This is a genomic window from Dietzia cinnamea NBRC 102147 (genome assembly GCF_001571065.1).
GTDB classification, from domain to species: domain Bacteria; phylum Actinomycetota; class Actinomycetes; order Mycobacteriales; family Mycobacteriaceae; genus Dietzia; species Dietzia cinnamea.
Genome location: NZ_BCSW01000017.1, coordinates 37,139 through 59,333, shown reverse-complemented (window position 1 = coordinate 59,333; position 22,195 = coordinate 37,139). Strand labels below are relative to the sequence as shown.

Here is a 22,195-nt window from a genome sequence, read left to right as displayed (position 1 = left end):
GCCGGCGTGAACGCGCGGTTAGAGAACCCGGGGGCGTTCGCACGCCTGGCCCGCACCCCCGGCGTCCCCGCGGCCTTCGTCCTGGTCCTGCTCGCGTTCGGCGGTTTCTCGCTGCTCCTGCCGGTCGTCCCGCTCGCGGTCGTCCGCGGCGGCGGCAGTGAACTCGTCGCCGGGGCCACCACCGGCGTGTTCATGACGGTGACGGTCCTGTTCCAGCTGGCCACCCCCCGGTTCACGGGGATCATCGGGTACCGGTGGGTGCTCGGGATCGGCAGCGCCCTGCTGGGCTTGCCCTCGGGCCTGCTGGCGGTCTTCGACGGGTCGTTCGCGGTGCTGGCCATCAGCGGAGTGCGCGGCGCCGGCTTCGGCATGATGACGGTCGCCGGTTCCGCGCTCGTCGCCGAACTGGCACCGCCGGGGATGCTGGGACGCGCGACCTCGCTGATCGGCCTCGCCGTGGGCATCTCCGAGGCGCTCTTCCTGCCGGTCGGGCTGTGGCTGCTCGACCTGTTCGGGCTGCCGACGGTGGCCTGGGCCGCCACGGCCTTCGGCGTCGTCGGACTCGTCGCCGCGGTGCGTCTGCCCCACGTGTTCCCGACCCCGCCCGAGGAGTCCGGTCACGAGGGGATGGGGCCCCGGAAGGTGATAGTCCTCCTCGCCGGACCGTTCCTGGTGATGGTCGCGGTGACACTGCCCTACGGCGCGGCGGCCTCGTTCCTGTCACCGGCCCTCGACTCGATCGCCTCCGGCAGCGGGGCCGTGGTCGCAGGGCTGGGGCTCGGCCTGCTGGGCGCCGGCGTGATCGTCGGTCGCACTGTCGCGGGGCTCGTGTCGGACCGACGCGGCCCCGGCTCGCTGGTGTGGCCGGGACTGGGTGTCGCGACTCTCGGAATGCTCGGCATCGCCTCGCTGTTGACACTGGAGGCGAACCCCTGGTGGTTCCTCGTCCCGACCGTGGTCTTCGGCCTCGGGTTCGGCGCCGTCCAGAACGAGGCCCTCGTGGGCTCGTTCGAGCGGATGCCGCGTTCCCGGCTGGGCACCGCGTCCGCGTCGTGGAACATCTCCTTCGACGCCGGCACCGGGCTCGGGTCGGTGGTCATGGGCGCGTTCGCGGGCTTCGGTTACGTCGTGCTGTTCACGGTCGCGGCCGGGATCGTCCTCGTGGTGGGCGGCCCGGCGGCGGTGGGTGCACGTCGCACGCGGCCCGTACGAGATCTGGCCTCCGACGACAGCGGCGATAAGGTGAACTCATGACGAAGACGACCCCGCGGGTGGCGCTCCTGGACTACGGCTCCGGCAACCTGCGCTCGGCTCATCGCGCTCTCGAGCGTGTCGGCGCCCGGGTGGAGCTGACCTCCGACCCGCGCGTGGCGACCGAGGCCGAGGCGCTCGTCGTGCCCGGCGTCGGGGCGTTCGCCGCCTGCATGAAGGGCCTCGAGGCGGTCAAGGGGCCCCGCATCATCGGAGAGCGTCTCGCGGGCGGACGCCCGGTCCTGGGCATCTGTGTGGGCATGCAGGTGATGTTCGAGCGCGGAACCGAGTTCTCGGACGGGGAGCACGAGGGCTCTCCCGGCGCTCCCGGCTGCGGGGAGTGGCCCGGTGTCGTGGAGAAGCTCGACGCCCCCGTCCTCCCGCACATGGGGTGGAACACCGTCGAGGCACCCGCGCGCACAGTGCTGTTCGCCGGCATGTCCGCCGACGAGCGCTTCTACTTCGTGCACTCCTACGGCGTCCAGCGATGGGAGATGGAGCCCTCCGACCACCTGCGTGCTCCCGACGTCACGTGGGCGGAGCACGGGACCCGGTTCATCGCCGCGGTGGAGAACGGCCCGCTGTCGGCCACCCAGTTCCACCCCGAGAAGTCCGGGGACGCCGGCCTGCAGCTCCTCGAGAACTGGATCCGCTCTGTCGCCTGAGAGCGACCGCGGCCCGGCCGCGGTGTCGTTCGCCGCGCTCGCCCTGGCGGTGGCGGGGGCGGGCGTCCTGGTGCTCGCGCTGACCGCGCTCGCGGTCGCGCTGCTGCCCCTGCCGCCCGCCGGGCGCGCGGTCGTCGCCCTCGCCGGCGTCGTCGCGACGGTGGCGGCGATGGGCTTGACGTCCCGCCGGTTCACCGATCGCGCGATCCGCGCGGAGTACGGCGAGGAGCCCGGCGGGCAGGCGGAGCGCCCCGCTGACGACGGACTAGGCTGATGCCCGTGACCAACGCCAGATACCTCGAACTCCTGCCCGCCGTCGACGTCGCCGACGGGCAGGCCGTCCGCCTCGTCCAGGGCGAGGCCGGGACGGAGACCTCCTACGGCGCACCGCTCGACGCGGCGATGCAGTGGCAGAACGACGGCGCCGAGTGGGTGCACCTGGTGGACCTGGACGCCGCGTTCGGACGGGGTACCAACCGGGAGCTCCTCGCCGAGGTCGTGGGGGCGCTCGACGTCAAGGTCGAGATGTCCGGCGGGATCCGCGACGACGAGTCGCTCGAGGCCGCGCTCGCCACCGGGTGCGCGCGCGTCAACCTGGGCACGGCCGCGCTCGAGAACCCCGAGTGGTGCGCCTCGGCCATCGCCCGTCACGGTGACCGCATCGCGGTGGGTCTCGACGTGCGGGTCATCGACGGAGAGCCCCGGCTGCGTGGTCGGGGATGGGTCTCCGACGGCGGCAACCTGTGGGAGGTCCTCGAGCGCCTCGACAAGGACGGGTGCGCCCGCTACGTCGTCACCGACGTGTCCAAGGACGGCATGCTCAACGGGCCCAACCTGGAGATGCTCTCCCAGGTGTGCGCGGCCACCGACGCACCGGTGGTGGCCTCCGGTGGCGTCTCGTCCGTCGCGGATCTCGAGGCCATCGCCTCGCTGGTGCCGCAGGGCGTGGAGGGGGCCATCGTGGGCAAGGCCCTCTACGCCGGACGGTTCACTCTTCCCGAAGCGCTCGCCGCCGTCAGCGGCCGCTGAATCCATCGAGCGCCGTGTCCACCCGGTAGCTCCACCCCCGCACGACCTCGAGCAGGAGGCCCGAGATGTCAGACCAGACCGGAAACACCCTGCCGACGGGACTCCCCGTCGATCCCGCCGAGGCGCTCGCGTTGGCGAGGCGGGTGCTCGACGAGGTGACGCCACGGTTCGTCGAGGGTGTCGGCGCCCCCGGCGTCCAGAACAAGGGCACTCGGAACGACTTCGCAACCGAGCTGGATCTGGAACTGGAGCGCCGGATCTCCGACGCGCTGCGTGAGGGCACGGGCCTCGAGGTGCACGGTGAGGAGTTCGGCGGCCCTCCGGTGAACGAGGGCACGCTGTGGGTGGTCGACCCGATCGACGGCACCGCCAACTACTCGTTGGGGATCCCCACGGCGGGGATCCTGGTCGCATTGGTTCACGATCGTCAGCCGGTGCTCGGCCTGACATGGCTGCCGTTGCTCGGTCTGACGTTCACCTCGATCGCCGGTGGGCCGCTCATGGAGAACGGCGTCGAGTCCCCGCGGATGTCGGACGTCTCCATCCGCGACGTGGCACTCGGGCTCGGTTCGCTCAACACCGGCGCCCGCACCACGTACCCCCCGGCCTACCGCCGTGAGGTGTTCGAGCAGCTCACCCTCGACGCCGCGCGGACCCGCAAGTTCGGCTCCACCGGTGTCGACCTGTCGTTCGTCGCGTCGGGCCGCCTGTCCGCCGCGGTGAGCTTCGGCAACTACGCCTGGGACAACGCCGCGGGCGCCTCCCACATCCGGGCCGCGGGGGGTGTCGTCACCGACCTCGCGGGTGAGCCGTGGTCCATCGACTCGCCCTCGCTGCTGGCGGCGTCGCCGCGAGCCCACGCGGAGGTGCTGGGCACGGTCCGGCAGCTCGGGGAGCCGGGGAACTTCTTCGAGGCGGGTCGACGTCGCGCCACGCCGGAACCGGAGAGTCCCCGCCCGTGGCTCGCCGGGGATCGGTGATTCGACCATGACACTCGCCACCAGGGTCATCCCGTGCCTCGACGTCGACGCCGGCCGTGTGGTCAAGGGCGTGAACTTCCTCGATCTCCGCGACGCCGGCGATCCCGTGGAGCTCGCCGCGGCCTATGACGCGCAGGGAGCGGACGAGCTCACGTTCCTCGATGTCACCGCGTCGTCCGCGGGTCGCGGCACCATGATCGACGTGGTCCGCCGCACGGCCGAGCAGGTCTTCATCCCACTCACCGTGGGCGGCGGCGTCCGTGCCGAAGAGGACGTCGACCAGCTCCTGCGGGCCGGCGCCGACAAGGTCAGCGTGAACACCGCGGCCATCGCCCGACCTGAGCTACTCGGTGAGCTCAGCCGGCGCTTCGGTTCGCAGTGCATCGTGCTCTCCGTCGACGCGCGCACCGTGCCCGAGGGCTCAGAGCCGACGCCGTCGGGGTGGGAGGTCACCACGCACGGTGGCCGCCGCGGCACCGGCATCGACGCCGTCGAGTGGGCCCGGCGCGGGCAGGAGCTGGGCGTGGGGGAGATCCTGCTCAACTCGATGGACGCCGACGGCACCAAGGAGGGTTTCGACCTGGCGATGGTGCGGGCGGTCCGTGAGGCCGTGTCGATCCCCGTCATCGCCTCGGGAGGCGCGGGCGCGGTGGAGCACTTCGCGCCCGCCGTCCACGCCGGGGCGGACGCGGTGTTGGCCGCCAGCGTCTTCCACTTCGGGGAGATGACCGTCGGCGACGTCAAGAAGGCGCTCGCGGCCGAGGGGATCACGGTCCGATGACCGCGCACGTCCTGGACCGGTCCATCGCCGAGCGGCTCTCACGCAATGCCGACGGCCTGATCGCGGCCGTCGTGCAGGACGCCACCTCGGGTCGGGTGCTCATGATGGCGTGGATGGACGACGCCGCACTCGCCGAGACCCTGGCGACCCGCCGCGGCGTGTACTACTCGCGCTCGCGGGGTCAGCGCTGGGTGAAGGGGGAGACCTCGGGCCACGTGCAGCACGTCCGTAGCGTGGAGATCGACTGCGACGGGGACACAGTCCTGCTCCGGGTCGACCAGACCGGGGCGGCGTGCCACAACGGCACGACCAGTTGTTTCGACACCGCCACACTTCTCGGGGAGGACTGATCGCCGTGCCGTTCATCCAGATCAACCAGCTCGACGGGATGACCGCGGAGGGCAAGGCCCGCGTCATCGAGGCCGTCACCGCGGCGTACGCGGAGGCCTCGGGCAAGGACCCCGCGAAGGTGTGGGTCCATGTCAACGACATGCCGCACGACTCCTTCGGCATCGGCGGCAAGGCCCTCGGATGAGCACCGCGACCACCACGTTGGAGCAGTTCCGCGCGCTCGCCGCGGGGCACCGGGTGGTGCCGGTCGTGCGCACGGTCCTCGCCGACTCCGAGACCCCGCTCTCGGCTTACGTCAAGCTGGCGGGGGACCGGCCGGGCACGTTCCTGTTGGAGTCGGCCGAACACGGGCGCTCCTGGTCACGGTGGTCGTTCATCGGCTGTGGCGCGGCGGCCGCGCTGACGGTCGACGAGGCCGGCGAGGCGACGTGGTGGGGCAGCGTCCCCGCCGGCGCGCCGACCGGCGGTGATCCGCTGGACGCCCTCCGACGGACCCTCGAGCTGCTGCGGACCGACCAGATCGTGGGCCTGCCGCCGCTGACGTCCGGGATGGTCGGTTACCTGGGGTATGACATCGTCCGCAGGCTCGAGCGGATCGCCCCCGACACGATCGACGACCTACGGGTGCCGGAGCTCGTCCAGTTGCTGGCCACGGATCTGGCCGCCTTCGACCACCACGAGGGCCGGATCCATCTCATCGCGAACGCCGTCAACTGGGACGGCAGCGACGAGCGGGTGGACGAGGCGTATGCGGACGCGGTCGAGCGGCTCGAGTCGATGACGGCGCGTCTCGCCGAGCCCGGCGCCGGCGGGGTGAGCGTGTTCAACACACCTGATCCGCGGGTGCGTCGTCGCACCGACGAGCCCACCTATCACGCGCGGGTCGCCGACATCATCGAGCAGATCCACGCGGGCGAGGCGTTCCAGGTGGTGCTGAGCCAGCGCTTCGAGGTCGACACCGACGCCTCGCCGCGCGATGTGTACCGCATCCTGCGTACCACCAACCCCAGCCCGTACATGTTCCTCATGACGATCCCGGACGGCACGGGGCCGGACGGGTTCGGCGGGACGGCGTTCACGATCGTGGGATCGAGCCCGGAGGCTCTGGTCACCGTGGTCGACGGCGTCGCCACGACCCACCCCATCGCGGGGACGAGGCCCAGGGGTGACGACGACGAGCACGACATCCTGCTCGCCAAGGACCTGGTGGACGACGCCAAGGAGAACGCCGAGCATCTGATGTTGGTCGACCTCGGGCGCAACGACCTGGGCCGCGTCTGCGTCCCGGGCACGGTCGAGGTGACCGAGTTCCGCCAGGTGGAGCGGTACAGCCACGTGATGCACCTCGTGTCGACGGTGACGGGGCGCCTGGCCGACGGGCGGACGGGCATCGACGCGGTGACCGCGTGCTTCCCGGCCGGCACCCTCTCGGGTTCCCCGAAGCCGCGGGCCCTGCAGATCATCGAGGACCTCGAGGACACCCGCCGCGGCGTGTACGGCGGCGTGGTCGGCTACGTGGATTTCGCGGGCAACACCGATCAGGCCATCGCGATCCGCTCGGCGGTGATCAAGGACGGCACCGCGTTCGTCCAGGCCGGGGCCGGAATCGTCGCCGACTCGGTGGCGGCCTCGGAGGACGCCGAGTGTCGCAACAAGGCGATGGCGGTCCTGCGGGCCGTCTCCGCCGCGGAGACGCTGCGGCCGGCAGGGGAGTCCCGGTGAGCCGTCGCGCCCGGCTCCTGGTGCCCGTCGTCCTGCTGCTCGTCGGCGCGGCCCTGCTGTGGATCGCCTCCCGGATGGTGTGGCTCGATGTGGCCGCGTTCAACGACCAGTCGGGTGAGGCCCGGCGCGCGCTCGTCGGCGCCGAGTGGCAGCCGGCTCTTGTGCCGCTCGCGCTGGGCGCCCTGGCCGCCATTGCGGCGGTGGCATTGGTGCGGGGGCTCGCGGCCCGCGCCGTGGGAGCGGTCATCGCCCTGCTCGGGGTGGCGGCCGTCGCGTTGCTGATCTCGTCGGTGGGCGGCGTCGACGCCGAGCGGGTCCATACGGTGATCACGAGTGACGAGGGGGTCGCCCGGACCAACGCGGGGCCGGGCGCCGAGGGCTCCGAGTCGATCCCGGAGTGGTCCCGGATCACCGAGTCGTCGACCCGGCCGGTGGGCCCGTCGCTCACCGGCGCCGGCGCGGCCGCGCTGCTCGCGGCGGGGATCGTCGTCCTCGCGCGGCCGGCGCGTCCGGTGCGGCGCGACGACCGGTACGTCACGCCCGCCGTACGCCGCGGAACCGGCGGAGAAGCGAGGGATGACGCGGACGGCGACGCCGGTCGTGACCTCTGGTCGGAGCTCGACGAAGGACGCGATCCGACCGGTTGACCGCGACGGGGTGGACCCGATTCGGGAACCCGGCTCCGGACCTCTATTGTCGATCTCGATCACACTTTCCGCCCCGATCACTGCTGAGGGAGGTCACGGTGGGTACCGTGCTGGACTCGATTCTCGACGGGGTCCGCGAGGACGTCGCGGCCCGCGAGGCCGTCATCGACCTGGAGTCGGTGAAGAAGGCGGCCCTGTCCGCGTCGGACCCGCTCGATGCGCTCAAGGCGCTGCGCGACCCGGGTGTGGGCGTCATCGCCGAGGTGAAGAGGGCGAGCCCGTCCAAGGGGGCGTTGGCCGACATTCCCGATCCGGCGGTGCTGGCCCGCATGTACGAGGACGGCGGGGCGCGGATCATCTCGTGCCTGACCGAGGAGCGACGCTTCCACGGCAGCCTGGCCGATCTCGACGCGGTCCGGCGCGCGGTCGACATCCCGGTCCTGCGCAAGGACTTCGTCGTGGGGCCGTACCAGATCCACGAGGCGCGGGCGCACGGAGCGGACCTGGTCCTGCTCATCGTGGCCGCCCTCGAGCAGGACGCCCTGGTGTCGCTGCTGGACCGTACCGAGTCGCTCGGGATGACCGCGCTGGTGGAGGTCCACACCGAGGAGGAGGCGGACCGCGCCCTGGAGGCCGGAGCGAGCGTCATCGGCGTCAACGCCCGCAACCTCAAGACCCTCGAGGTCGACCGGGACGTGTTCTCCCGCATCGCACCGGGCCTGCCGTCCGACGTCGTGAAGATCGCCGAGTCGGGTGTCCGGGACGCCTCCGACCTCCTGGCGTACGCCAGCGTGGGTGCGGACGCGGTCCTCGTCGGCGAGGGGCTGGTGACGCAGGGCGACCCGCGTGCGGCCTGCAACGCGCTGGCCACGGCGGGTGCTCACCCCTCCTGCCCGCAGGGGCCCCGCTAGGCCCCGGTGGTGGGCTTCCGGCAGACTGGGAGTCGTGAACTCCAAGGATCTGACGTCACTGCCCACCATGGGGGAGGTGCTCCGGACAGCCACCGGACACGAGCCTGACCAGCGCGGCCACTGGGGGCCGTTCGGGGGCCGTTACGTTCCCGAGGCGTTGATGGCGGTCGTGGACGAGGTGACCGACGCCTACGCCAAGGCCCGCGCGGACGAGGAGTACCTCGACCAGCTGGACCGGCTGCAGAAGCACTATTCGGGTCGGCCGTCCCCTCTGTACGAGGCCACGCGGTTCGGCGAGGAGATCGGCGCCCGGGTCTTCCTCAAGCGCGAGGACCTCAACCACACCGGCTCGCACAAGATCAACAACGTGCTCGGTCAGGCGCTGCTCGCCCAGCGGATGGGTAAGAACCGCGTCATCGCGGAGACCGGCGCCGGCCAGCACGGGGTGGCCACCGCCACTGCGTGTGCGTTGCTGGGGTTGGAGTGCAAGATCTACATGGGCGCGGTGGACGTGCGTCGTCAGGCGCTCAACGTCGCCCGGATGCGTCTGCTGGGCGCGGAGGTCGAGGCCGTCGAGATCGGCTCGGCCACGCTCAAGGACGCGATCAACGAGGCGATGCGCGACTGGGTCGCGCACGCCGACGACACCTACTACGCGTTCGGCACGGCGGCCGGGCCGCACCCGTTCCCGACGATGGTCCGCGACTTCCAGCGGATCGTCGGTGCCGAGGCGCGGGTGCAGATCCTCGAGCAGGCGGGACGGCTGCCGGACGCCGCGGTCGCCTGCGTCGGCGGTGGTTCCAACGCGATCGGCCTGTTCCACCCGTTCATCGAGGACGAGTCCGTGCGCCTCGTCGGCTGCGAGGCCGGCGGTGACGGTGTGGAGACCGGGCGTACCGCGGCGACCGTCAACGCCGGCCGGCCCGGCGTGTTCCAGGGCTCGTACGCCCACCTCATGCAGGACGAGGACGGTCAGACGATCGAGTCGCATTCCATCTCCGCCGGCCTGGACTACCCGGGCGTCGGGCCGGAGCACTCGCGGCTGTCGGATATCGGTCGCGCCGAATACCGGCCGATCACCGACACCCAGGCCATGGACGCCTTCGCGCAGTTGTGCCGTACGGAGGGCATCATCCCGGCCATCGAGTCCGCACATGCGGTCGCCGGAGCGGCCCAGCTCGCCGCCGAGGGGGTCGGCCTGATCCTGGTTAACGTCTCCGGCCGCGGGGACAAGGACGTCGACACCGCCGCGCGGTGGTTCGGGTTGTTGGGCGGTGGTGAGCCGCCGGAGGCCGGGGTGGATTCGAGCCGGGGTGCCGACGACGGCGAGGGTGCGTACGCGGACGGGGGAGTCGAGGGATGAGCGTTCTCAGCGACGTGTTCGAGCGGTGCCGGGCGGAGAACCGGGCCGCGCTCATCGGCTACTACCCGGCCGGGTACCCGACCCTCGAGGGATCGATCGAGGCCGTCCGGACGATGGTCGAGGGCGGCTGCGACATCATCGAGGTCGGCATCCCCTACTCCGACCCCATGATGGACGGCCCCACCATCCAGGCCGCCGCGGACACCGCCCTCGAGGCGGGATTCCGGGTCGCGGACACCTTCGAGGTCGTCCGGGCGGTCGCTGACGCCGGCGCGGTGCCCGTGGTGATGACCTACTGGAACCCCGTCCTGCAATACGGGGTCGACCGCTTCGCCGCCGATCTCGCGGCGGCCGGCGGCACCGGCGTGATCACTCCCGACCTCATCCCCGACGAGGCGGACGACTGGATCGCCGCCTCCGATGCGCACGGCATCGACCGGGTCTTCCTCGTGGCCCCGTCGTCCACCCCGGAACGGCTGGCGATGACGCTGTCGCGCACGGGTGGCTTCGTCTACGTCCAGGCGGTGATGGGGGTGACCGGCGCGCGGGACGTCGTTTCGGACGCGCCGCGCACGCTCACCCGGCGCGTACGCGAGATATCCGATCTGGCCTGTGGTGTGGGTCTGGGTGTGCGGAACGGCGACCAGGCCGCCGAGATCGCCTCCTACGCCGACGGCGTCATCGTCGGCTCGGCGCTCATCACGGCGGCGACCGAGGGGCCGGACGCGCTCAGGCGTCTGACGGCGGAGCTGGCCGAGGGTGTCCGTCGCCGCGGAGTGTCGTCGTGATCCCGAGCCCTCCCCAAGGCGTGTGGGAGATCGGCCCGTTCCCGCTGCGCGCCTACGCGTTGTGGATCATCCTCGGCATCGTCATCGCGGTTTGGTGGGGCGAGAAGCGCTGGGTCGCGCGTGGCGGGCGGGCGGGGGTCGTGCTCGACACCGCGCTGTGGGCGATCCCGTTCGGGCTCATCGGCGGGCGCATCTACCACGTGGCCACCGACTGGTACCGCTACTTCGGTGAGGGCCGTAACCCGGTCGACGCGCTGAAGATCTGGGACGGCGGTCTGGGCATCTGGGGCGCCGTCGCGTTCGGTGCGCTCGGGGCCTACATCGGACTCCGGCAGCAGGGGATCCGGGCCCTCGGCGCACTGGGGGACTCGATCGCGCCGGGCGTCGTCCTCGCGCAGGGCATCGGCCGTCTCGGGAACTACTTCAACCAGGAGCTCTACGGACGCGAGACAGACGTGCCGTGGGCCCTGGAGATCTACCAGCGCTACGACGAGGCGTACGGCTACTCCGAGACCATCGGGCGTTCCACCGGGCAGGTGCTGGCGACGGTGCACCCCACGTTCCTCTACGAACTGCTGTGGAACGTCCTCGTCGCGGTCGCGCTGGTGCTGATCGACCGCCGGTTCAGGCTCGGACACGGCCGGCTCTTCGCCCTCTACGTGGCGCTGTACTGCTTCGGCCGGTTCTGGGTCGAGTTGCTGCGCGCCGACGCCGCCACCGAGGTGTTCGGTCTCCGGATCAACACGATCGTGTCGCTGGTCGTCATGATCGCCGCGCTGCTGTACTTCTGGCGTGCCCGCCGCGGCCGTGAGGCCCCCTCGGAGCTGCGCGCTCTCGGCGATCCCGTGGACGAGTCGGTGGGGGACGGCCCGACGGACGCACCCCCGTTGTCCGGCCGTTGACGTCGGGTTAACCGGCCAGCCGGTCGAGGGGACTAGATTGGGTCGGGTGAATCGTCGTACCAAGATCGTCTGCACCCTGGGTCCCGCTGTCGCCTCGGAGGCCGGCATCCGTGAGCTGGTCGACGCGGGGATGGATGTCGCCCGCCTCAACTTCAGTCACGGAGAGCATGCCGACCACGAGGCCAACTACAAGTGGGTCCGCAAGGCCTCCGACGAGTCCGGACGCGCGGTCGGCGTGCTCGCGGACCTCCAGGGCCCCAAGATCAGGCTGGGCCGGTTCATCGAGGGCCGGCACGAGTGGGCGGAGGGCGACCACGTCGTCATCACCGTCGCGGACGTCGAGGGCACCAAGGACCGCGTCTCCACCACGTACAAGGGTCTCGCGGCCGACGCGCGCCCGGGGGACCGCCTGCTGGTGGACGACGGGAACATCGGCTTGACCGTCGAGCGGGTCGAGGGCGACGACGTGCGCTGCGTCGTCACCGAGGGCGGCACCGTGTCCAACAACAAGGGCGTCTCGCTTCCGGGCATGAACGTCTCCGTGCCCGCACTGAGCGAGAAGGACATCGCCGACCTGAGGTTCGCCCTCGCTCTGGGCGTCGACTTCATCGCGTTGTCCTTCGTGCGGTCCCCCGCGGATGTCGACCTCGTGCACGAGGTGATGGACGAGGTGGGCATCCACGTCCCCGTCATCGCCAAGCTCGAGAAGCCCGAGGCCGTCAAGAACCTCGAGTCCATCGTGCTGGCGTTCGACGCCATCATGGTGGCGCGCGGGGACCTGGGCGTTGAGCTGCCGCTGCAGGAGGTCCCGCTGGTCCAGAAGCGGGCCATCCAGATCGCCCGCGAGAACGCCAAGCCGGTCATCGTGGCCACGCAGATGCTCGAGTCGATGATCACCAACTCCCGGCCCACGAGGGCGGAGGCCTCCGACGTGGCCAACGCGGTCCTCGACGGGGCGGACGCGGTCATGCTCTCCGGCGAGACCTCCGTGGGCAAGTACCCCATCGACGCCGTGCGGACGATGTCCTCGATCGCGCTGGCTGTGGAGTCGGATTCCACCGCCGCACCCGACCTGGTCCACATCCCGCGCACCAAGCGTGGCGTGATCTCGTACTCGGCGCGCGAGATCGGCGAGCGGCTCGGGGCGAAGGCGCTCGTCGCGGTCACCTCCACCGGTGACACCGTCCGGCGTCTCGCCCGCCTGCACAGTCACCTGCCACTCATCGCCATCACCGGCGATCCGCGCATCCGCAGTCAGCTGTCGCTGACGTGGGGAACCGAGACCTTCCTCACCGACCGCGTCACCGAGACGGCGGAGCTGGTGAAGGTCACCGACGAACTCCTGCTCCCGGTCGAGGGATACAACGAGGACGACCTCATCGTGATCGTCGCCGGCAACGTGCCGGGGGTGGAGGGGTCGACCAACTTCATCCTCGTGCACCGGATCGGCGAGGCCGACCACTGAACAGGGCGGGGACGAGGCGTCGACCGCCTGTAGTCACCATCTGATAACACCCGGAAGCGCCGGTGAGCACCCCCGCTCACCGGTGCTTTCGTCTGAGTTCGTGCTTTTGACGTGACAGCGCCGAGACAATTCTGTTACCTTCTTGGAGGCCACCGGGGAAGCCGGTCGGCTCACCGCTTCACCCCTCTAGACCCCGAGGTTTCCCCTGATGTCCGACGCCACTCGCATCACCTTCGCCGAGCTCGCAGACCGACTCGGCGTCGAGGGTTCCGGCGCGACCGCCGGTCGCCACCGTGCAGCCCGTTCCTCCAACGCCGTGGGCCGCCTCGTCGCCGGCACCGTCGCCGGCGCGGCCCTCACCGGCGGCGCGGCCCTCGCCGCCGCCCCCGCCGCGTCCGCGCAGTCCGCCGAGATCGGCGTGGACCAGCTCACCGAGATGGCGCAGGGTGTCGTCCAGGGCATCGGACTCACCCCCGAGCAGCTGCGCGAGTACGCGATCGACCCGGCGATGTTCGGTTCGCTCGGCCTCCCGGCCGCCGGTGGTGCGCACGCCCCGACCTACGGCCCGATCACCTCCGGCTTCGGCCCGCGCTGGGGCACGTTCCACAACGGCACGGACTTCGGCGCCCCGATCGGCACCCCGATGTTCGCCGCCAAGTCGGGCACCGTCGTCGCGGCCGGGCCGGCGTCCGGGTACGGCCTGTGGATCCGCATCCAGACCGACGACGGGCACCTCCTCGAGTACGGCCACAACGATCAGAACTACGTCTCCGTGGGGCAGCGGGTCAACGCCGGCCAGGTCATCGGGACGGTCGGCAACCGTGGCTACTCCACCGGGCCGCACCTCCACTTCGGTGTGCGGAACCCGGCCGGCCAGTGGATCGATCCCGTGCCGTGGCTGCGCGCCAACGGCATCGCGGTCTGATCGCGAGGGCCTCGCCGTCTGACCGGGCCATCCCGGCTCACGCACGCACTGCGCCCCGCCTCCCCTGAAGGAGGCGGGGCGCATCGCTTTGTGCGGTCGGGCTCCGTGCGCTTCTGACAGAGTGGGTGGGGAGTATCCACATCTAATCGAGAGGCGATCCATGTCGCAGACCGTGAAGGGCGTCATCGCCCGCAGCAAGGGTGCCGAGGTCGAACTGGTCGATGTCGTGGTGCCCGATCCGGGGCCCAACGATGTCATCGTTCGGGTGCAGGCGTGCGGCGTCTGCCATACCGATCTGGCGTACTGGGACGGCGGCATCAACGACGAGTACCCCTTCCTCCTCGGCCACGAGGCCGCAGGAGTCGTCGAGACCGTCGGGGACCGCGTCACGCACGTGGCCGAGGGTGACTACGTCGTCCTCAACTGGCGGGCGGTGTGTGGCGAGTGCCGTGCCTGCAAGCGCGGGCAGCTCGAGTACTGCTTCAACACCCACAACGCGTCGAAGCCGATGACCCTCACCGACGGCACCGCGCTCACGCCCGCTCTCGGTATCGGGGCGTTCATCGACAAGACGCTGGTCCACGAGGGCCAGTGCACGAAGGTCGATCCGTCCGCCGATCCGGCGGTCGCCGGTCTGCTCGGCTGTGGCGTGATGGCCGGCATCGGTGCCGCGATCAACACCGGCAAGGTGACCCGCGGCCAGTCCGTGGCCGTGATCGGGTGCGGCGGTGTGGGCGTCGCCGCGATCGCCGGCGCGCGACTCGCGGGCGCCTCCGAGATCATCGCGGTGGACATCGACGACACCAAGCTCGAGTGGGCCAAGGACTTCGGGGCGACCCACACGGTCAACTCGACCTCCACGGACCCCGTCGCCGCGATCCGGGAGTCCACCGGCGGTTTCGGCGCAGATGTCGTGATCGACGCGGTCGGCCGGCCCGAGACGTACGAGCAGGCGTTCTACGCCCGCGACCTCGCCGGCACGGTCGTCCTCGTGGGCGTCCCCACGCCGGAGATGCGCCTCGAGCTCCCGCTGCTGGACTTCTTCGGCCGCGGCGGGTCCCTCAAATCCTCCTGGTACGGCGACTGCCTGCCCGAGAGGGATTTCCCGATGCTCGTCGACCTGCACCTGCAGGGTCGACTCCCGCTGGAGAAGTTCGTCTCCGAGCGGATCGGCATCGACGCCGTCGAGGCGGCGTTCGACGCCATGAAGTCCGGTTCCGTACTGCGATCGGTGGTGACGTTGTGAGTGAGACCTACACCAGCGCCGGCTACGCCGGTGGACTGCGTATCGAGAAGGTCATCACGAGCGGGATCTTCGCGCTCGACGGCGGCGAATGGGAGGTGGACAACAACATCTGGATCCTCGGGGACGACTCCGAGGTGTTCGTGATCGACGCGGCCCACACGGCCCAGCCGATCATCGACGCGGTCGGGGGGCGGAAGGTCAAGGGCATCCTGTGCTCGCACGCCCACAACGACCACATCACGGTGGCACCGGAGCTGTCCGAGAAGCTCGACGCCCCGATTTTCGTCCACCCCGGCGACCAGATGCTGTGGGACGAGACGCATCCGGACGTGTCCCACGGTGAACTGCAGGACGGTCAGCAGTTCGAGATCGCGGGTACCCGCGTCGACGTGATGAACACCCCCGGGCACTCGCCGGGCTCGTGCGTGTTCCACGTCCCCGAGGCGGGTGTCCTGTTCTCGGGCGACACGCTGTTCTCGGGCGGGCCGGGCGCCACCGGGCGCTCGTACTCGGACTTCCCGACGATCATCACCTCCATCCGCGAGCGGATCCTCACGCTCCCGGCGGAGACCCTCGTGCACACCGGTCACGGTGACGGCACGAAGGTCGGGGACGAGTCCCCGCACCTCGAGGAGTGGATCAGGCGCGGGCACTGATACCCCGCGCAGAACCAGCCGGCCCGCGGTGGCCCGCCCGGTGTGACGCCGGGTGGTGTCGCCGCGGGCCGGTCCCGTCCCGGCGGGCCGACCGGCTGTCAGACCCACCGCTCGGCGGGCCGATACGGACCGCCGTCGTCGGGCAGGATGGGAGTGGTCTGACGCGCCCACCGGGCGCCACCCTCGCGACCGCGTCGGGTGCGAGAGGGTCGGACCCACGAGGAGGAGTCACCGACATGGCCAGGGTCACCGCCACCAACACCATCGTCATCGAGGCACCGGTCGACGCCGTGACCACGGCGATCGCCGACTACGCCCGGGTCCGGCCGCGGATTCAGCCCGAGCAGTTCAGCGCCTACCGGCTGATCGAGGGCGGGCAGGGCCACGGCACCGTCGCGGCCTGGAACCTGCAGGCGACGAAGAAGCGCAATCGCGACGTCAAGGCGACCGTGACGGTGGACGACGCGGGCGCGCACTGGTCGCTCGTGGAGAAGGACGAGAACTCGTCCATGGCAACCACGTACACCGTCCGCGAGGCCACGGGCGGCTCGCTCGTCGAGATGACCACGTCCTGGAACGGAGCGGGGGGAGTGGGCGGGTTCTTCGAGCGGACCTTCGCGCCGGCCGGACTCAAGCGCATCCAGCACCAGCTGCTGACCAACCTCAAGGCCGACGTCGAGGGCTGACTTCCTGGCGTGGGCGCTGAACGGCACAGTTTCCCCGCCATGGTGCGGAAGGGTCGGCGTGGTGGTGCCCCCGGTCGGACTCGAACCGACACTGGACGGGTTTTGAATCCGTTGCCTCTGCCAATTGGGCTACGGGGGCGAGCGCGGCGAGCCGCTGCTCGGTGAGTCTAACCGACGACCGGTGAGCGTCTGTCCGACGCCCGCCCTAGAGTGGCCGTGTGAGCACCACGAGCCAGACCACAGACGTCACCACCGCCGCACCCTCCTCCGCCGTCCAAGGGGAGGGGCCGGCGAGGCTGCTGCTGCTGGACGGGCACTCGCTGGCGTTCCGTGCGTTCTACGCGCTGCCAGCGGAGAACTTCTCCACCGCGTCCGGTCAGCACACCAACGCCGTCTACGGCTTCCTGTCGATGGTGGCAAACCTCGTCACCGAGGAGGAGCCCACCCACCTCGCCGTGGCGTTCGACGTCTCACGGGCCACGCTGCACCGCACGGCCGAGTACCCCGAGTACAAGTCGACCCGTTCGGCCGCCCCGGAGGAGTTCAAGGGGCAGATCGAGCTCATCCAGGAGGCGCTCGCCGCACTCGGGGTGCGGACGCTCTCACTCGAGGGGCACGAGGCCGACGACATCATCGCCACCCTCGCGACGGGCGCCACGCACTCGGGCGATGCCCGGATCCTCATCTGTACCGGTGACCGCGACGCGCTGCAGCTCGTTTCCGACGCCGTCACCGTGCTCTATCCGGTCAAGGGCGTCTCGGAGCTCGCGCGCTTCACGCCCGAGGCGGTCGAGGCGAAGTACGGCGTCACGCCGGCCCAGTACCCGGACGTCGCCGCGCTGCGCGGGGACAACTCCGACAACCTGCCGGGGGTTCCGAAGGTCGGTGACAAGACCGCCGCCAAGTGGATCACCCAGTACGGCAGCCTGTCCGAGCTCATCGCGCACGCGGACGAGATCAAGGGCAAGGTGGGGGAGAGTTTCCGCGAACACCTCCCGCAGGTCCAGCTCAACCGCCGCATCACCGAGCTCACCCGGGACCTGGATCTGGGTGTCGAGCTCGCCGACCTCGTCCGGTCCACCCCGGAGCGCGGTGATGTCAACGCACTGTTCGACCGGTTGGAATTCGGGCCCCAGGCCCGCGACCGCTTCCTGTCGGCCTTCCTTCCAGAGGGGGCCCCGGAGCCCGCCGCTGAGGTCGCGCTCGAACAGGCGTCGCTCCTGCACGCCGGCGAGGTCTCGGACTGGCTCGCAGCCCACGCGCCGGCCGGGAAGCGGCACGGCCTCGTCGTCGTCGGTCCCTCCCGGCCCGGCGCCGGTGACGCACAGACCATCACCATCGCCGCCGCAGGCGGCGCCTCCGCCCACCTCGACCTCGCGGCGATCGGACCCGACGACGAGCAGGCCCTCCGGGGATGGCTCGGGGACGACGCCGTCCACAAGGCGGTCCACGACGCCAAGGCCGCCACCCACGCGCTGATGGGACGCGACCTACGTCTCGGCGGGGTCACGATGGATGTCGCTCTGGCGGCGTACCTCGTCCGCCCGGGGCAGCGCAGCTACGGACTCGCCGAACTGTTCCAGCGCCACCTGCGCCGCGAACTCCCGGAGGCGGAGGCGGCGGAGAAACAGCTGTCGCTCCTCGACGAGGTCGATGACGCCGAGGCCGCACAGAAGGCCGCCGACGCCGCCGCGACCCGCGCCCGCGCGGTGGTCGACCTCGCCGAGCGGTTGGACGTGGAGCTGGACCAGGTGCACGGCGCCACCCTCATGGCGGAGATGGAGCTACCTCTCGTGCCGGTGCTCGCGCGGATGGAGTCCATCGGCATCGCGGTCGACGCCGCCGCGCTGGACGGACTGCGCGACGACTTCGCCGACCGCGGCCGGCAGGCGGCCGAGGCCGCGTATGCCGCGATCGGGGGCGAGCAGATCAACCTCGGATCGCCCAAGCAACTCCAGGTGGTCCTGTTCGAGACGCTCGGGATGCCCAAGACCAAGAAGACCAAGACCGGGTACACCACCGACGCCAAGGCGCTGGAGGAACTGCTCGCCAAGGAGACGGGCGACACCCCGGGGCGGGCCTTCCTCGAGGCGCTGCTCCTGCACCGTGAGACGACGAAGATGCGCACGACCGTAGAGGGGCTGATCAAGACCATCGGCGACGACCGACGCATCCACACCACCTTCAACCAGACCGTCGCCGCCACCGGCCGCCTGTCCTCGACCGACCCCAACCTGCAGAACATCCCCGTGCGCACCGAAGACGGCCGGCGCATCCGCGGCTCGTTCGTCGTGGGTGAGGGGTACGACTGTCTGCTCACCGCCGACTACAGCCAGATCGAGATGCGCGTCATGGCGCACCTGTCCGGCGACGCCGGCCTCATCGAGGCCTTCCGCACCGGCGAAGACCTGCACTCGTTCGTGGGGGCCCGGGCGTTCGGGGTCCCGATCGACCAGGTCACCCCCGAGCTGCGGCGCCGCGTCAAGGCCATGAGCTACGGCCTCGCGTACGGGCTCAGCGCCTTCGGCCTCGCCGCCCAGCTCGGCATCAGCCAGGGCGAGGCGCGCGAGCAGATGGAGGCGTACTTCTCCCGGTTCGGCGGGGTCCGCGACTACCTCCAGGCGGTCGTCGAACAGGCCCGTAAGGACGGGTACACCGAGACTCTCTTCGGTCGCCGGCGCTATCTCCCCGAGCTCAACTCGGATAACCGGCTCAAGCGCGAGAACGCGGAACGTGCCGCCCTCAACGCGCCGATCCAGGGCACCGCCGCCGACATCATCAAGGCCGCGATGCTCGAGGTGGACGCCGACCTCACCGCACGGGGACTCAGAAGTCGACTGCTCCTCCAGGTCCACGACGAGCTGGTGTTGGAGGTGGCGCCCGGCGAACTGGACGAGGTCCGCGACCTGGTGGTCGACCGCATGTACTCCGCGATCGAGTTGGACGTACCGCTGGACGTGTCGACCGGCACCGGTCCGAACTGGGACTCCGCCGCCCACTGACAGGTCCAGGGAGGGTGGGGCCACCGGCGCGACGGAGCCACTACGCGACGGAGATCACTGGGCCCGAAACAGGTCGATTGGTTTTGAGCCGGTCCCCGTATGCCCTAGGTTCATTGCAGATTCGGCTTCCCGACGCCTGAAAGGGCACCCACATGACCCTCACCTCACGGCGCGGCCTGCGTGCCGCCCTGGCCATGACCGCCACCGCAGCCCTCGCCCTGACCGGCTGCACCACCAACACCGAGGGCCCGCAGGATTCCGGGGAGCCCCGCGAGGAGGTGTCGCTGGAGGCCGACGAGGCGATCGCCGCGCTCGTGCCCGCCGAGATCCGCGACAAGGGCGTCATAGTGATCGGCACCAACCCGCCGTACGCCCCCAACGAGTTCAAGGACGAGAACGGCGAGATCGTCGGCTTCGACATCGACGTCATGACCGCAATCGCCCAGCTCATGGGACTCCGCGCCGAATTCCGCGAGTCGGACTTCGACCGGATCATCCCGGCCATCGAGGGCGGCACCATGGACATGGGCGCCTCCTCCTTCACCGTCAACGACGAGCGCCTCAAGACCGTCGACTTCGTGACCTACTTCGAGGCCGGGATCCAATGGGCGTCGGCCGCCGGCAACGACGTTGACCCCGATGACGCCTGCGGTCTGAGCGTGGCCGTCCAGCAGACCACCGTCTCCGACCAGGAGGACGTGCCCGCCCGCAGCAAGGCCTGCACCGACGCCGGCAAGCCCGCGATCGAGAAGGTCCAGTTCGATTCGCAGGACGAGGCCTCCACGGCCGTCGCGCTGGGCAAGGTGGACGCGATGTCCGCCGATTCGCCGATCACCGCGTACGCGGTCAAGCAATCCGAGGGCAAGATGCAGCTCGCCGGCGACGTCTTCGACGCGGCGCCCTACGGATGGCCGGTGCGCAAGGGCTCCGAGCTGACCGCGGCCCTCGAGGCCGCCGCCGACAAGCTGATCGAGACCGGCGACTTCGAGAAGATCGCCCAGAACTGGGGCGTCGAGGACGGGATGATCGACGACGCCGAGATCCGGAAGGGCTGAGGGATCGTCAGGTGAGCACCGCGGAGAGGGGGGCCGGGGCCCCCGCGGCGGAGGCCCCGGAACCCATCAAGGCCGTACCGCTACGGCACCCGTGGCGCTGGGTGTCGGCGACGATCGTCCTCGTCCTGGTCTTCCTGTTCGTCTGGGGCGCGGCGACCAACCCGGCCTACGGCTGGGACACGTACGCCCGCTACCTGTTCGACACCAGGTTCGGGATGGCCGTGTTCTACACCATCGCGCTGACCGTGCTGTCGATGACCCTGGCCGTGGTTCTCGGCGTCATCCTCTCGGTCATGAGGATGAGCGCCAACCCGGTGCTCAAGGCCGTGGCGTGGGTCTACCTGTGGATCTTCCGCGGAACCCCTGTCTACGTCCAGCTGCTGTTCTGGGGTCTGATCTTCACCATCTACCGACAGGTGCAGTTCGGCATCCCCTTCACCGACATCGACTTCATCCGGTTCGACGACACCATGGTGCTCTACTCGGCCTTCTGGTTGGCCGTGGTGGGCCTGGCGATGAACGAGGCCGCCTACATGGCCGAGATCGTGCGGGCCGGCATCTCGTCGGTGCCGGAAGGTCAGGCGGAGGCGTCCACCGCCCTCGGCATGACGTGGGGGCAGACCATGCGGCGCACGATCCTGCCGCAGGCGATGCGCGTGATCATCCCGCCGACGGGCAACGAGTTCATCTCGATGCTCAAGACCACCTCGCTCGTCGTGGCGATCCCGTTCTCCGGGGAGTTGTACGGTCAGGCGCGCGACATCTCGGGCGTCAACTTCCAGCCGATCCCGCTCCTCCTGGTCGCGGCCACGTGGTACCTCGTCATCACCAGCGTTCTCATGGTGGGGCAGCATTTCCTCGAGAAGAGGTTCTCGCGCGGGGCGACCCGCCAGCTCACCGGCAAGCAATTGCGCGCGCTCGCCGACGCGGACGGTCTCACGCCGTCCTCCCTCGCCGCGGCCGAGGCCGCCGACCCGTCCGGAGGTAGGCGATGACGCCGATGGTCAAGGCCGACCAGGTGGTCAAGAACTTCGGTTCCCTGAAGGTGCTCAAGGGGATCTCCCTGGAGGTGGCCGCGGGTGAGGTGCTCTGCCTGGTGGGACCCTCCGGTTCGGGGAAGTCCACCTTTCTGCGCTGCATCAACCACCTCGAGAAGGTCGACGCCGGTCGGCTCTACGTGGACGGCGACCTGGTGGGCTACCGCGAGAAGGGCGACAAGCTCTACGAGATCTCGCCCGCGGAGGCGGCCCGCCAGCGCCGCGACATCGGGATGGTCTTCCAGCACTTCAACCTGTTCCTGCACCGCACCGCGCTGGAGAACGTCATCGAGGCACCGATGCTGGTGAAGGGGCAGTCGCGGGCGGAGGCCACCGAGCGTGCCCGCGAACTGCTCGACATGGTCGGACTCGGCGCCAAGGCCGACGCCTACCCGGCGCAGCTGTCCGGTGGGCAGCAGCAGCGCGTCGCGATCGCCCGTGCGCTCGCGATGGACCCCAAGCTCATGCTCTTCGACGAGCCCACCTCGGCGCTCGACCCGGAACTCGTGGGTGAGGTGCTCGGCGTGATGCGGGAGCTCGCCGATGCGGGGATGACCATGGTCGTGGTGACCCACGAGATGGGTTTCGCGCGCGAGGTCGCCGACACCGTGGCGTTCATGGACAACGGCGTCGTCGTGGAAGCCGGCAAGCCCGCCGACGTGCTCGCCAGGCCGACTCACCAGCGCACCAAGGACTTCCTGTCGAAGATCCTCTGAGCGCACGCGCCGAGCGC

Annotated in this window: 23 protein-coding genes and 1 tRNA gene; 23 read left to right on the top strand and 1 reads right to left on the bottom strand. The window is 70.5% G+C overall.

Annotated features, from left to right (window positions below):
* Positions 1 to 6: 6 nt before the first annotated feature.
* The 19 genes from DCI01S_RS08380 to DCI01S_RS08290 all read left to right on the top strand — a co-directional run bounded on the left by DCI01S_RS08380 (position 7) and on the right by DCI01S_RS08290 (position 16,368).
* The gene (locus DCI01S_RS08380) at positions 7 to 1,254 is read left to right on the top strand and encodes an MFS transporter (protein WP_061228795.1); all 1,248 of its coding nucleotides are present in this window, start codon (positions 7 to 9) and stop codon (positions 1,252 to 1,254) included.
* Positions 1,251 to 1,916, top strand: coding sequence for an imidazole glycerol phosphate synthase subunit HisH (hisH, locus tag DCI01S_RS08375; protein ID WP_061228794.1), 666 nt, complete (start codon positions 1,251 to 1,253; stop codon positions 1,914 to 1,916). Before DCI01S_RS08380 ends, hisH begins: the two co-directional genes overlap by 4 nt.
* Before the next feature lie 22 nt (positions 1,917 to 1,938).
* Positions 1,939 to 2,190 carry a hypothetical protein gene (locus DCI01S_RS08370; RefSeq protein ID WP_061228793.1) on the top strand — a complete coding sequence of 84 codons (252 nt, stop codon included), beginning with the start codon at positions 1,939 to 1,941 and terminating at the stop codon, positions 2,188 to 2,190.
* Positions 2,190 to 2,945, top strand: coding sequence for a bifunctional 1-(5-phosphoribosyl)-5-((5-phosphoribosylamino)methylideneamino)imidazole-4-carboxamide isomerase/phosphoribosylanthranilate isomerase PriA (gene priA, locus DCI01S_RS08365; protein WP_061228792.1), 756 nt, complete (start codon positions 2,190 to 2,192; stop codon positions 2,943 to 2,945). The genes DCI01S_RS08370 and priA overlap by 1 nt, the downstream gene beginning before the upstream one ends.
* A 65-nt stretch (positions 2,946 to 3,010) precedes the next feature.
* Positions 3,011 to 3,925, top strand: a complete 915-nt coding sequence (locus DCI01S_RS08360) for an inositol monophosphatase family protein (RefSeq protein ID WP_061228791.1) — start codon at positions 3,011 to 3,013, stop codon at positions 3,923 to 3,925.
* 7 nt (positions 3,926 to 3,932) lie between these two features.
* Positions 3,933 to 4,706, top strand: coding sequence for an imidazole glycerol phosphate synthase subunit HisF (hisF, locus tag DCI01S_RS08355; RefSeq protein ID WP_061228790.1), 774 nt, complete (start codon positions 3,933 to 3,935; stop codon positions 4,704 to 4,706).
* Entirely contained in the window at positions 4,703 to 5,056 is a 354-nt protein-coding gene (gene hisI, locus DCI01S_RS08350; protein WP_007632014.1) for a phosphoribosyl-AMP cyclohydrolase, read from the top strand. Before hisF ends, hisI begins: the two co-directional genes overlap by 4 nt.
* 5 nt (positions 5,057 to 5,061) lie before the next feature.
* The gene (locus DCI01S_RS08345; protein ID WP_007632015.1) at positions 5,062 to 5,241 is read left to right on the top strand and encodes a tautomerase family protein; all 180 of its coding nucleotides are present in this window, start codon (positions 5,062 to 5,064) and stop codon (positions 5,239 to 5,241) included.
* Positions 5,238 to 6,779 carry an anthranilate synthase component I gene (locus DCI01S_RS08340; RefSeq protein ID WP_061228789.1) on the top strand — a complete coding sequence of 514 codons (1,542 nt, stop codon included), beginning with the start codon at positions 5,238 to 5,240 and terminating at the stop codon, positions 6,777 to 6,779. The genes DCI01S_RS08345 and DCI01S_RS08340 overlap by 4 nt, the downstream gene beginning before the upstream one ends.
* Complete coding sequence (locus tag DCI01S_RS08335) at positions 6,776 to 7,426, top strand: TIGR02234 family membrane protein (RefSeq protein ID WP_061228788.1); 651 nt, start codon at positions 6,776 to 6,778, stop codon at positions 7,424 to 7,426. Before DCI01S_RS08340 ends, DCI01S_RS08335 begins: the two co-directional genes overlap by 4 nt.
* Positions 7,427 to 7,524: 98 nt before the next feature.
* Positions 7,525 to 8,337, top strand: a complete 813-nt coding sequence (gene trpC, locus DCI01S_RS08330; RefSeq protein WP_061228787.1) for an indole-3-glycerol phosphate synthase TrpC — start codon at positions 7,525 to 7,527, stop codon at positions 8,335 to 8,337.
* A 67-nt stretch (positions 8,338 to 8,404) separates the two neighbouring features.
* Positions 8,405 to 9,700: a tryptophan synthase subunit beta gene (trpB, locus tag DCI01S_RS08325; protein ID WP_061228809.1), complete on the top strand. Its 1,296-nt coding sequence runs from the start codon at positions 8,405 to 8,407 to the stop codon at positions 9,698 to 9,700.
* Positions 9,697 to 10,488 carry a tryptophan synthase subunit alpha gene (trpA, locus tag DCI01S_RS08320; RefSeq protein ID WP_061228786.1) on the top strand — a complete coding sequence of 264 codons (792 nt, stop codon included), beginning with the start codon at positions 9,697 to 9,699 and terminating at the stop codon, positions 10,486 to 10,488. The genes trpB and trpA overlap by 4 nt, the downstream gene beginning before the upstream one ends.
* On the top strand, positions 10,485 to 11,390 hold the full coding sequence (gene lgt, locus DCI01S_RS08315) for a prolipoprotein diacylglyceryl transferase (RefSeq protein ID WP_061228785.1): 906 nt from the start codon (positions 10,485 to 10,487) through the stop codon (positions 11,388 to 11,390). The genes trpA and lgt overlap by 4 nt, the downstream gene beginning before the upstream one ends.
* A gap of 46 nt (positions 11,391 to 11,436) precedes the next feature.
* Positions 11,437 to 12,855: a pyruvate kinase gene (pyk, locus tag DCI01S_RS08310; RefSeq protein ID WP_061228784.1), complete on the top strand. Its 1,419-nt coding sequence runs from the start codon at positions 11,437 to 11,439 to the stop codon at positions 12,853 to 12,855.
* A 208-nt stretch (positions 12,856 to 13,063) separates the two neighbouring features.
* Complete coding sequence (locus tag DCI01S_RS08305; RefSeq protein ID WP_061228783.1) at positions 13,064 to 13,780, top strand: M23 family metallopeptidase; 717 nt, start codon at positions 13,064 to 13,066, stop codon at positions 13,778 to 13,780.
* Positions 13,781 to 13,940: 160 nt separating this feature from the next.
* Positions 13,941 to 15,026 (top strand): S-(hydroxymethyl)mycothiol dehydrogenase, encoded by a 1,086-nt coding sequence (locus DCI01S_RS08300; RefSeq protein WP_061228782.1) that lies wholly within the window; start codon positions 13,941 to 13,943, stop codon positions 15,024 to 15,026.
* On the top strand, positions 15,023 to 15,682 hold the full coding sequence (locus DCI01S_RS08295; protein WP_061228781.1) for an MBL fold metallo-hydrolase: 660 nt from the start codon (positions 15,023 to 15,025) through the stop codon (positions 15,680 to 15,682). Before DCI01S_RS08300 ends, DCI01S_RS08295 begins: the two co-directional genes overlap by 4 nt.
* A gap of 236 nt (positions 15,683 to 15,918) precedes the next feature.
* Positions 15,919 to 16,368 carry an SRPBCC family protein gene (locus DCI01S_RS08290; RefSeq protein WP_061228780.1) on the top strand — a complete coding sequence of 150 codons (450 nt, stop codon included), beginning with the start codon at positions 15,919 to 15,921 and terminating at the stop codon, positions 16,366 to 16,368.
* 62 nt (positions 16,369 to 16,430) lie between these two features.
* Here the strand turns inward: DCI01S_RS08290 and DCI01S_RS08285 are convergent.
* Positions 16,431 to 16,507, bottom strand: a tRNA-Leu gene (locus DCI01S_RS08285).
* 79 nt (positions 16,508 to 16,586) lie between these two features.
* Here DCI01S_RS08285 and polA point away from each other — a divergent pair.
* The 4 genes from polA to DCI01S_RS08265 all read left to right on the top strand — a co-directional run bounded on the left by polA (position 16,587) and on the right by DCI01S_RS08265 (position 22,178).
* Positions 16,587 to 19,370 (top strand): DNA polymerase I, encoded by a 2,784-nt coding sequence (gene polA, locus DCI01S_RS08280; RefSeq protein ID WP_181366007.1) that lies wholly within the window; start codon positions 16,587 to 16,589, stop codon positions 19,368 to 19,370.
* Between the two features lie 152 nt (positions 19,371 to 19,522).
* Positions 19,523 to 20,425, top strand: coding sequence for an ABC transporter substrate-binding protein (locus DCI01S_RS08275; RefSeq protein WP_061228779.1), 903 nt, complete (start codon positions 19,523 to 19,525; stop codon positions 20,423 to 20,425).
* Between the two features lie 11 nt (positions 20,426 to 20,436).
* Positions 20,437 to 21,420 (top strand): amino acid ABC transporter permease, encoded by a 984-nt coding sequence (locus DCI01S_RS08270; RefSeq protein WP_061228778.1) that lies wholly within the window; start codon positions 20,437 to 20,439, stop codon positions 21,418 to 21,420.
* Entirely contained in the window at positions 21,417 to 22,178 is a 762-nt protein-coding gene (locus tag DCI01S_RS08265) for an amino acid ABC transporter ATP-binding protein (protein ID WP_061228777.1), read from the top strand. Before DCI01S_RS08270 ends, DCI01S_RS08265 begins: the two co-directional genes overlap by 4 nt.
* The last annotated feature ends 17 nt before the right edge of the window (positions 22,179 to 22,195 follow it).

Coding starts and splice junctions, on each gene's coding strand:
- hisH (WP_061228794.1), top strand. CDS start 1,251: ATGACGAAGACGACCCCGCGGGTGGCGCTCCTGGACTACGGCTCCGGC.
- priA (WP_061228792.1), top strand. CDS start 2,190: ATGCCCGTGACCAACGCCAGATACCTCGAACTCCTGCCCGCCGTCGAC.
- DCI01S_RS08360 (WP_061228791.1), top strand. CDS start 3,011: ATGTCAGACCAGACCGGAAACACCCTGCCGACGGGACTCCCCGTCGAT.
- hisF (WP_061228790.1), top strand. CDS start 3,933: ATGACACTCGCCACCAGGGTCATCCCGTGCCTCGACGTCGACGCCGGC.
- hisI (WP_007632014.1), top strand. CDS start 4,703: ATGACCGCGCACGTCCTGGACCGGTCCATCGCCGAGCGGCTCTCACGC.
- DCI01S_RS08340 (WP_061228789.1), top strand. CDS start 5,238: ATGAGCACCGCGACCACCACGTTGGAGCAGTTCCGCGCGCTCGCCGCG.
- trpB (WP_061228809.1), top strand. CDS start 8,405: ATGGGGGAGGTGCTCCGGACAGCCACCGGACACGAGCCTGACCAGCGC.
- trpA (WP_061228786.1), top strand. CDS start 9,697: ATGAGCGTTCTCAGCGACGTGTTCGAGCGGTGCCGGGCGGAGAACCGG.
- DCI01S_RS08305 (WP_061228783.1), top strand. CDS start 13,064: ATGTCCGACGCCACTCGCATCACCTTCGCCGAGCTCGCAGACCGACTC.
- DCI01S_RS08300 (WP_061228782.1), top strand. CDS start 13,941: ATGTCGCAGACCGTGAAGGGCGTCATCGCCCGCAGCAAGGGTGCCGAG.
- DCI01S_RS08290 (WP_061228780.1), top strand. CDS start 15,919: ATGGCCAGGGTCACCGCCACCAACACCATCGTCATCGAGGCACCGGTC.
- DCI01S_RS08275 (WP_061228779.1), top strand. CDS start 19,523: ATGACCCTCACCTCACGGCGCGGCCTGCGTGCCGCCCTGGCCATGACC.
- DCI01S_RS08265 (WP_061228777.1), top strand. CDS start 21,417: ATGACGCCGATGGTCAAGGCCGACCAGGTGGTCAAGAACTTCGGTTCC.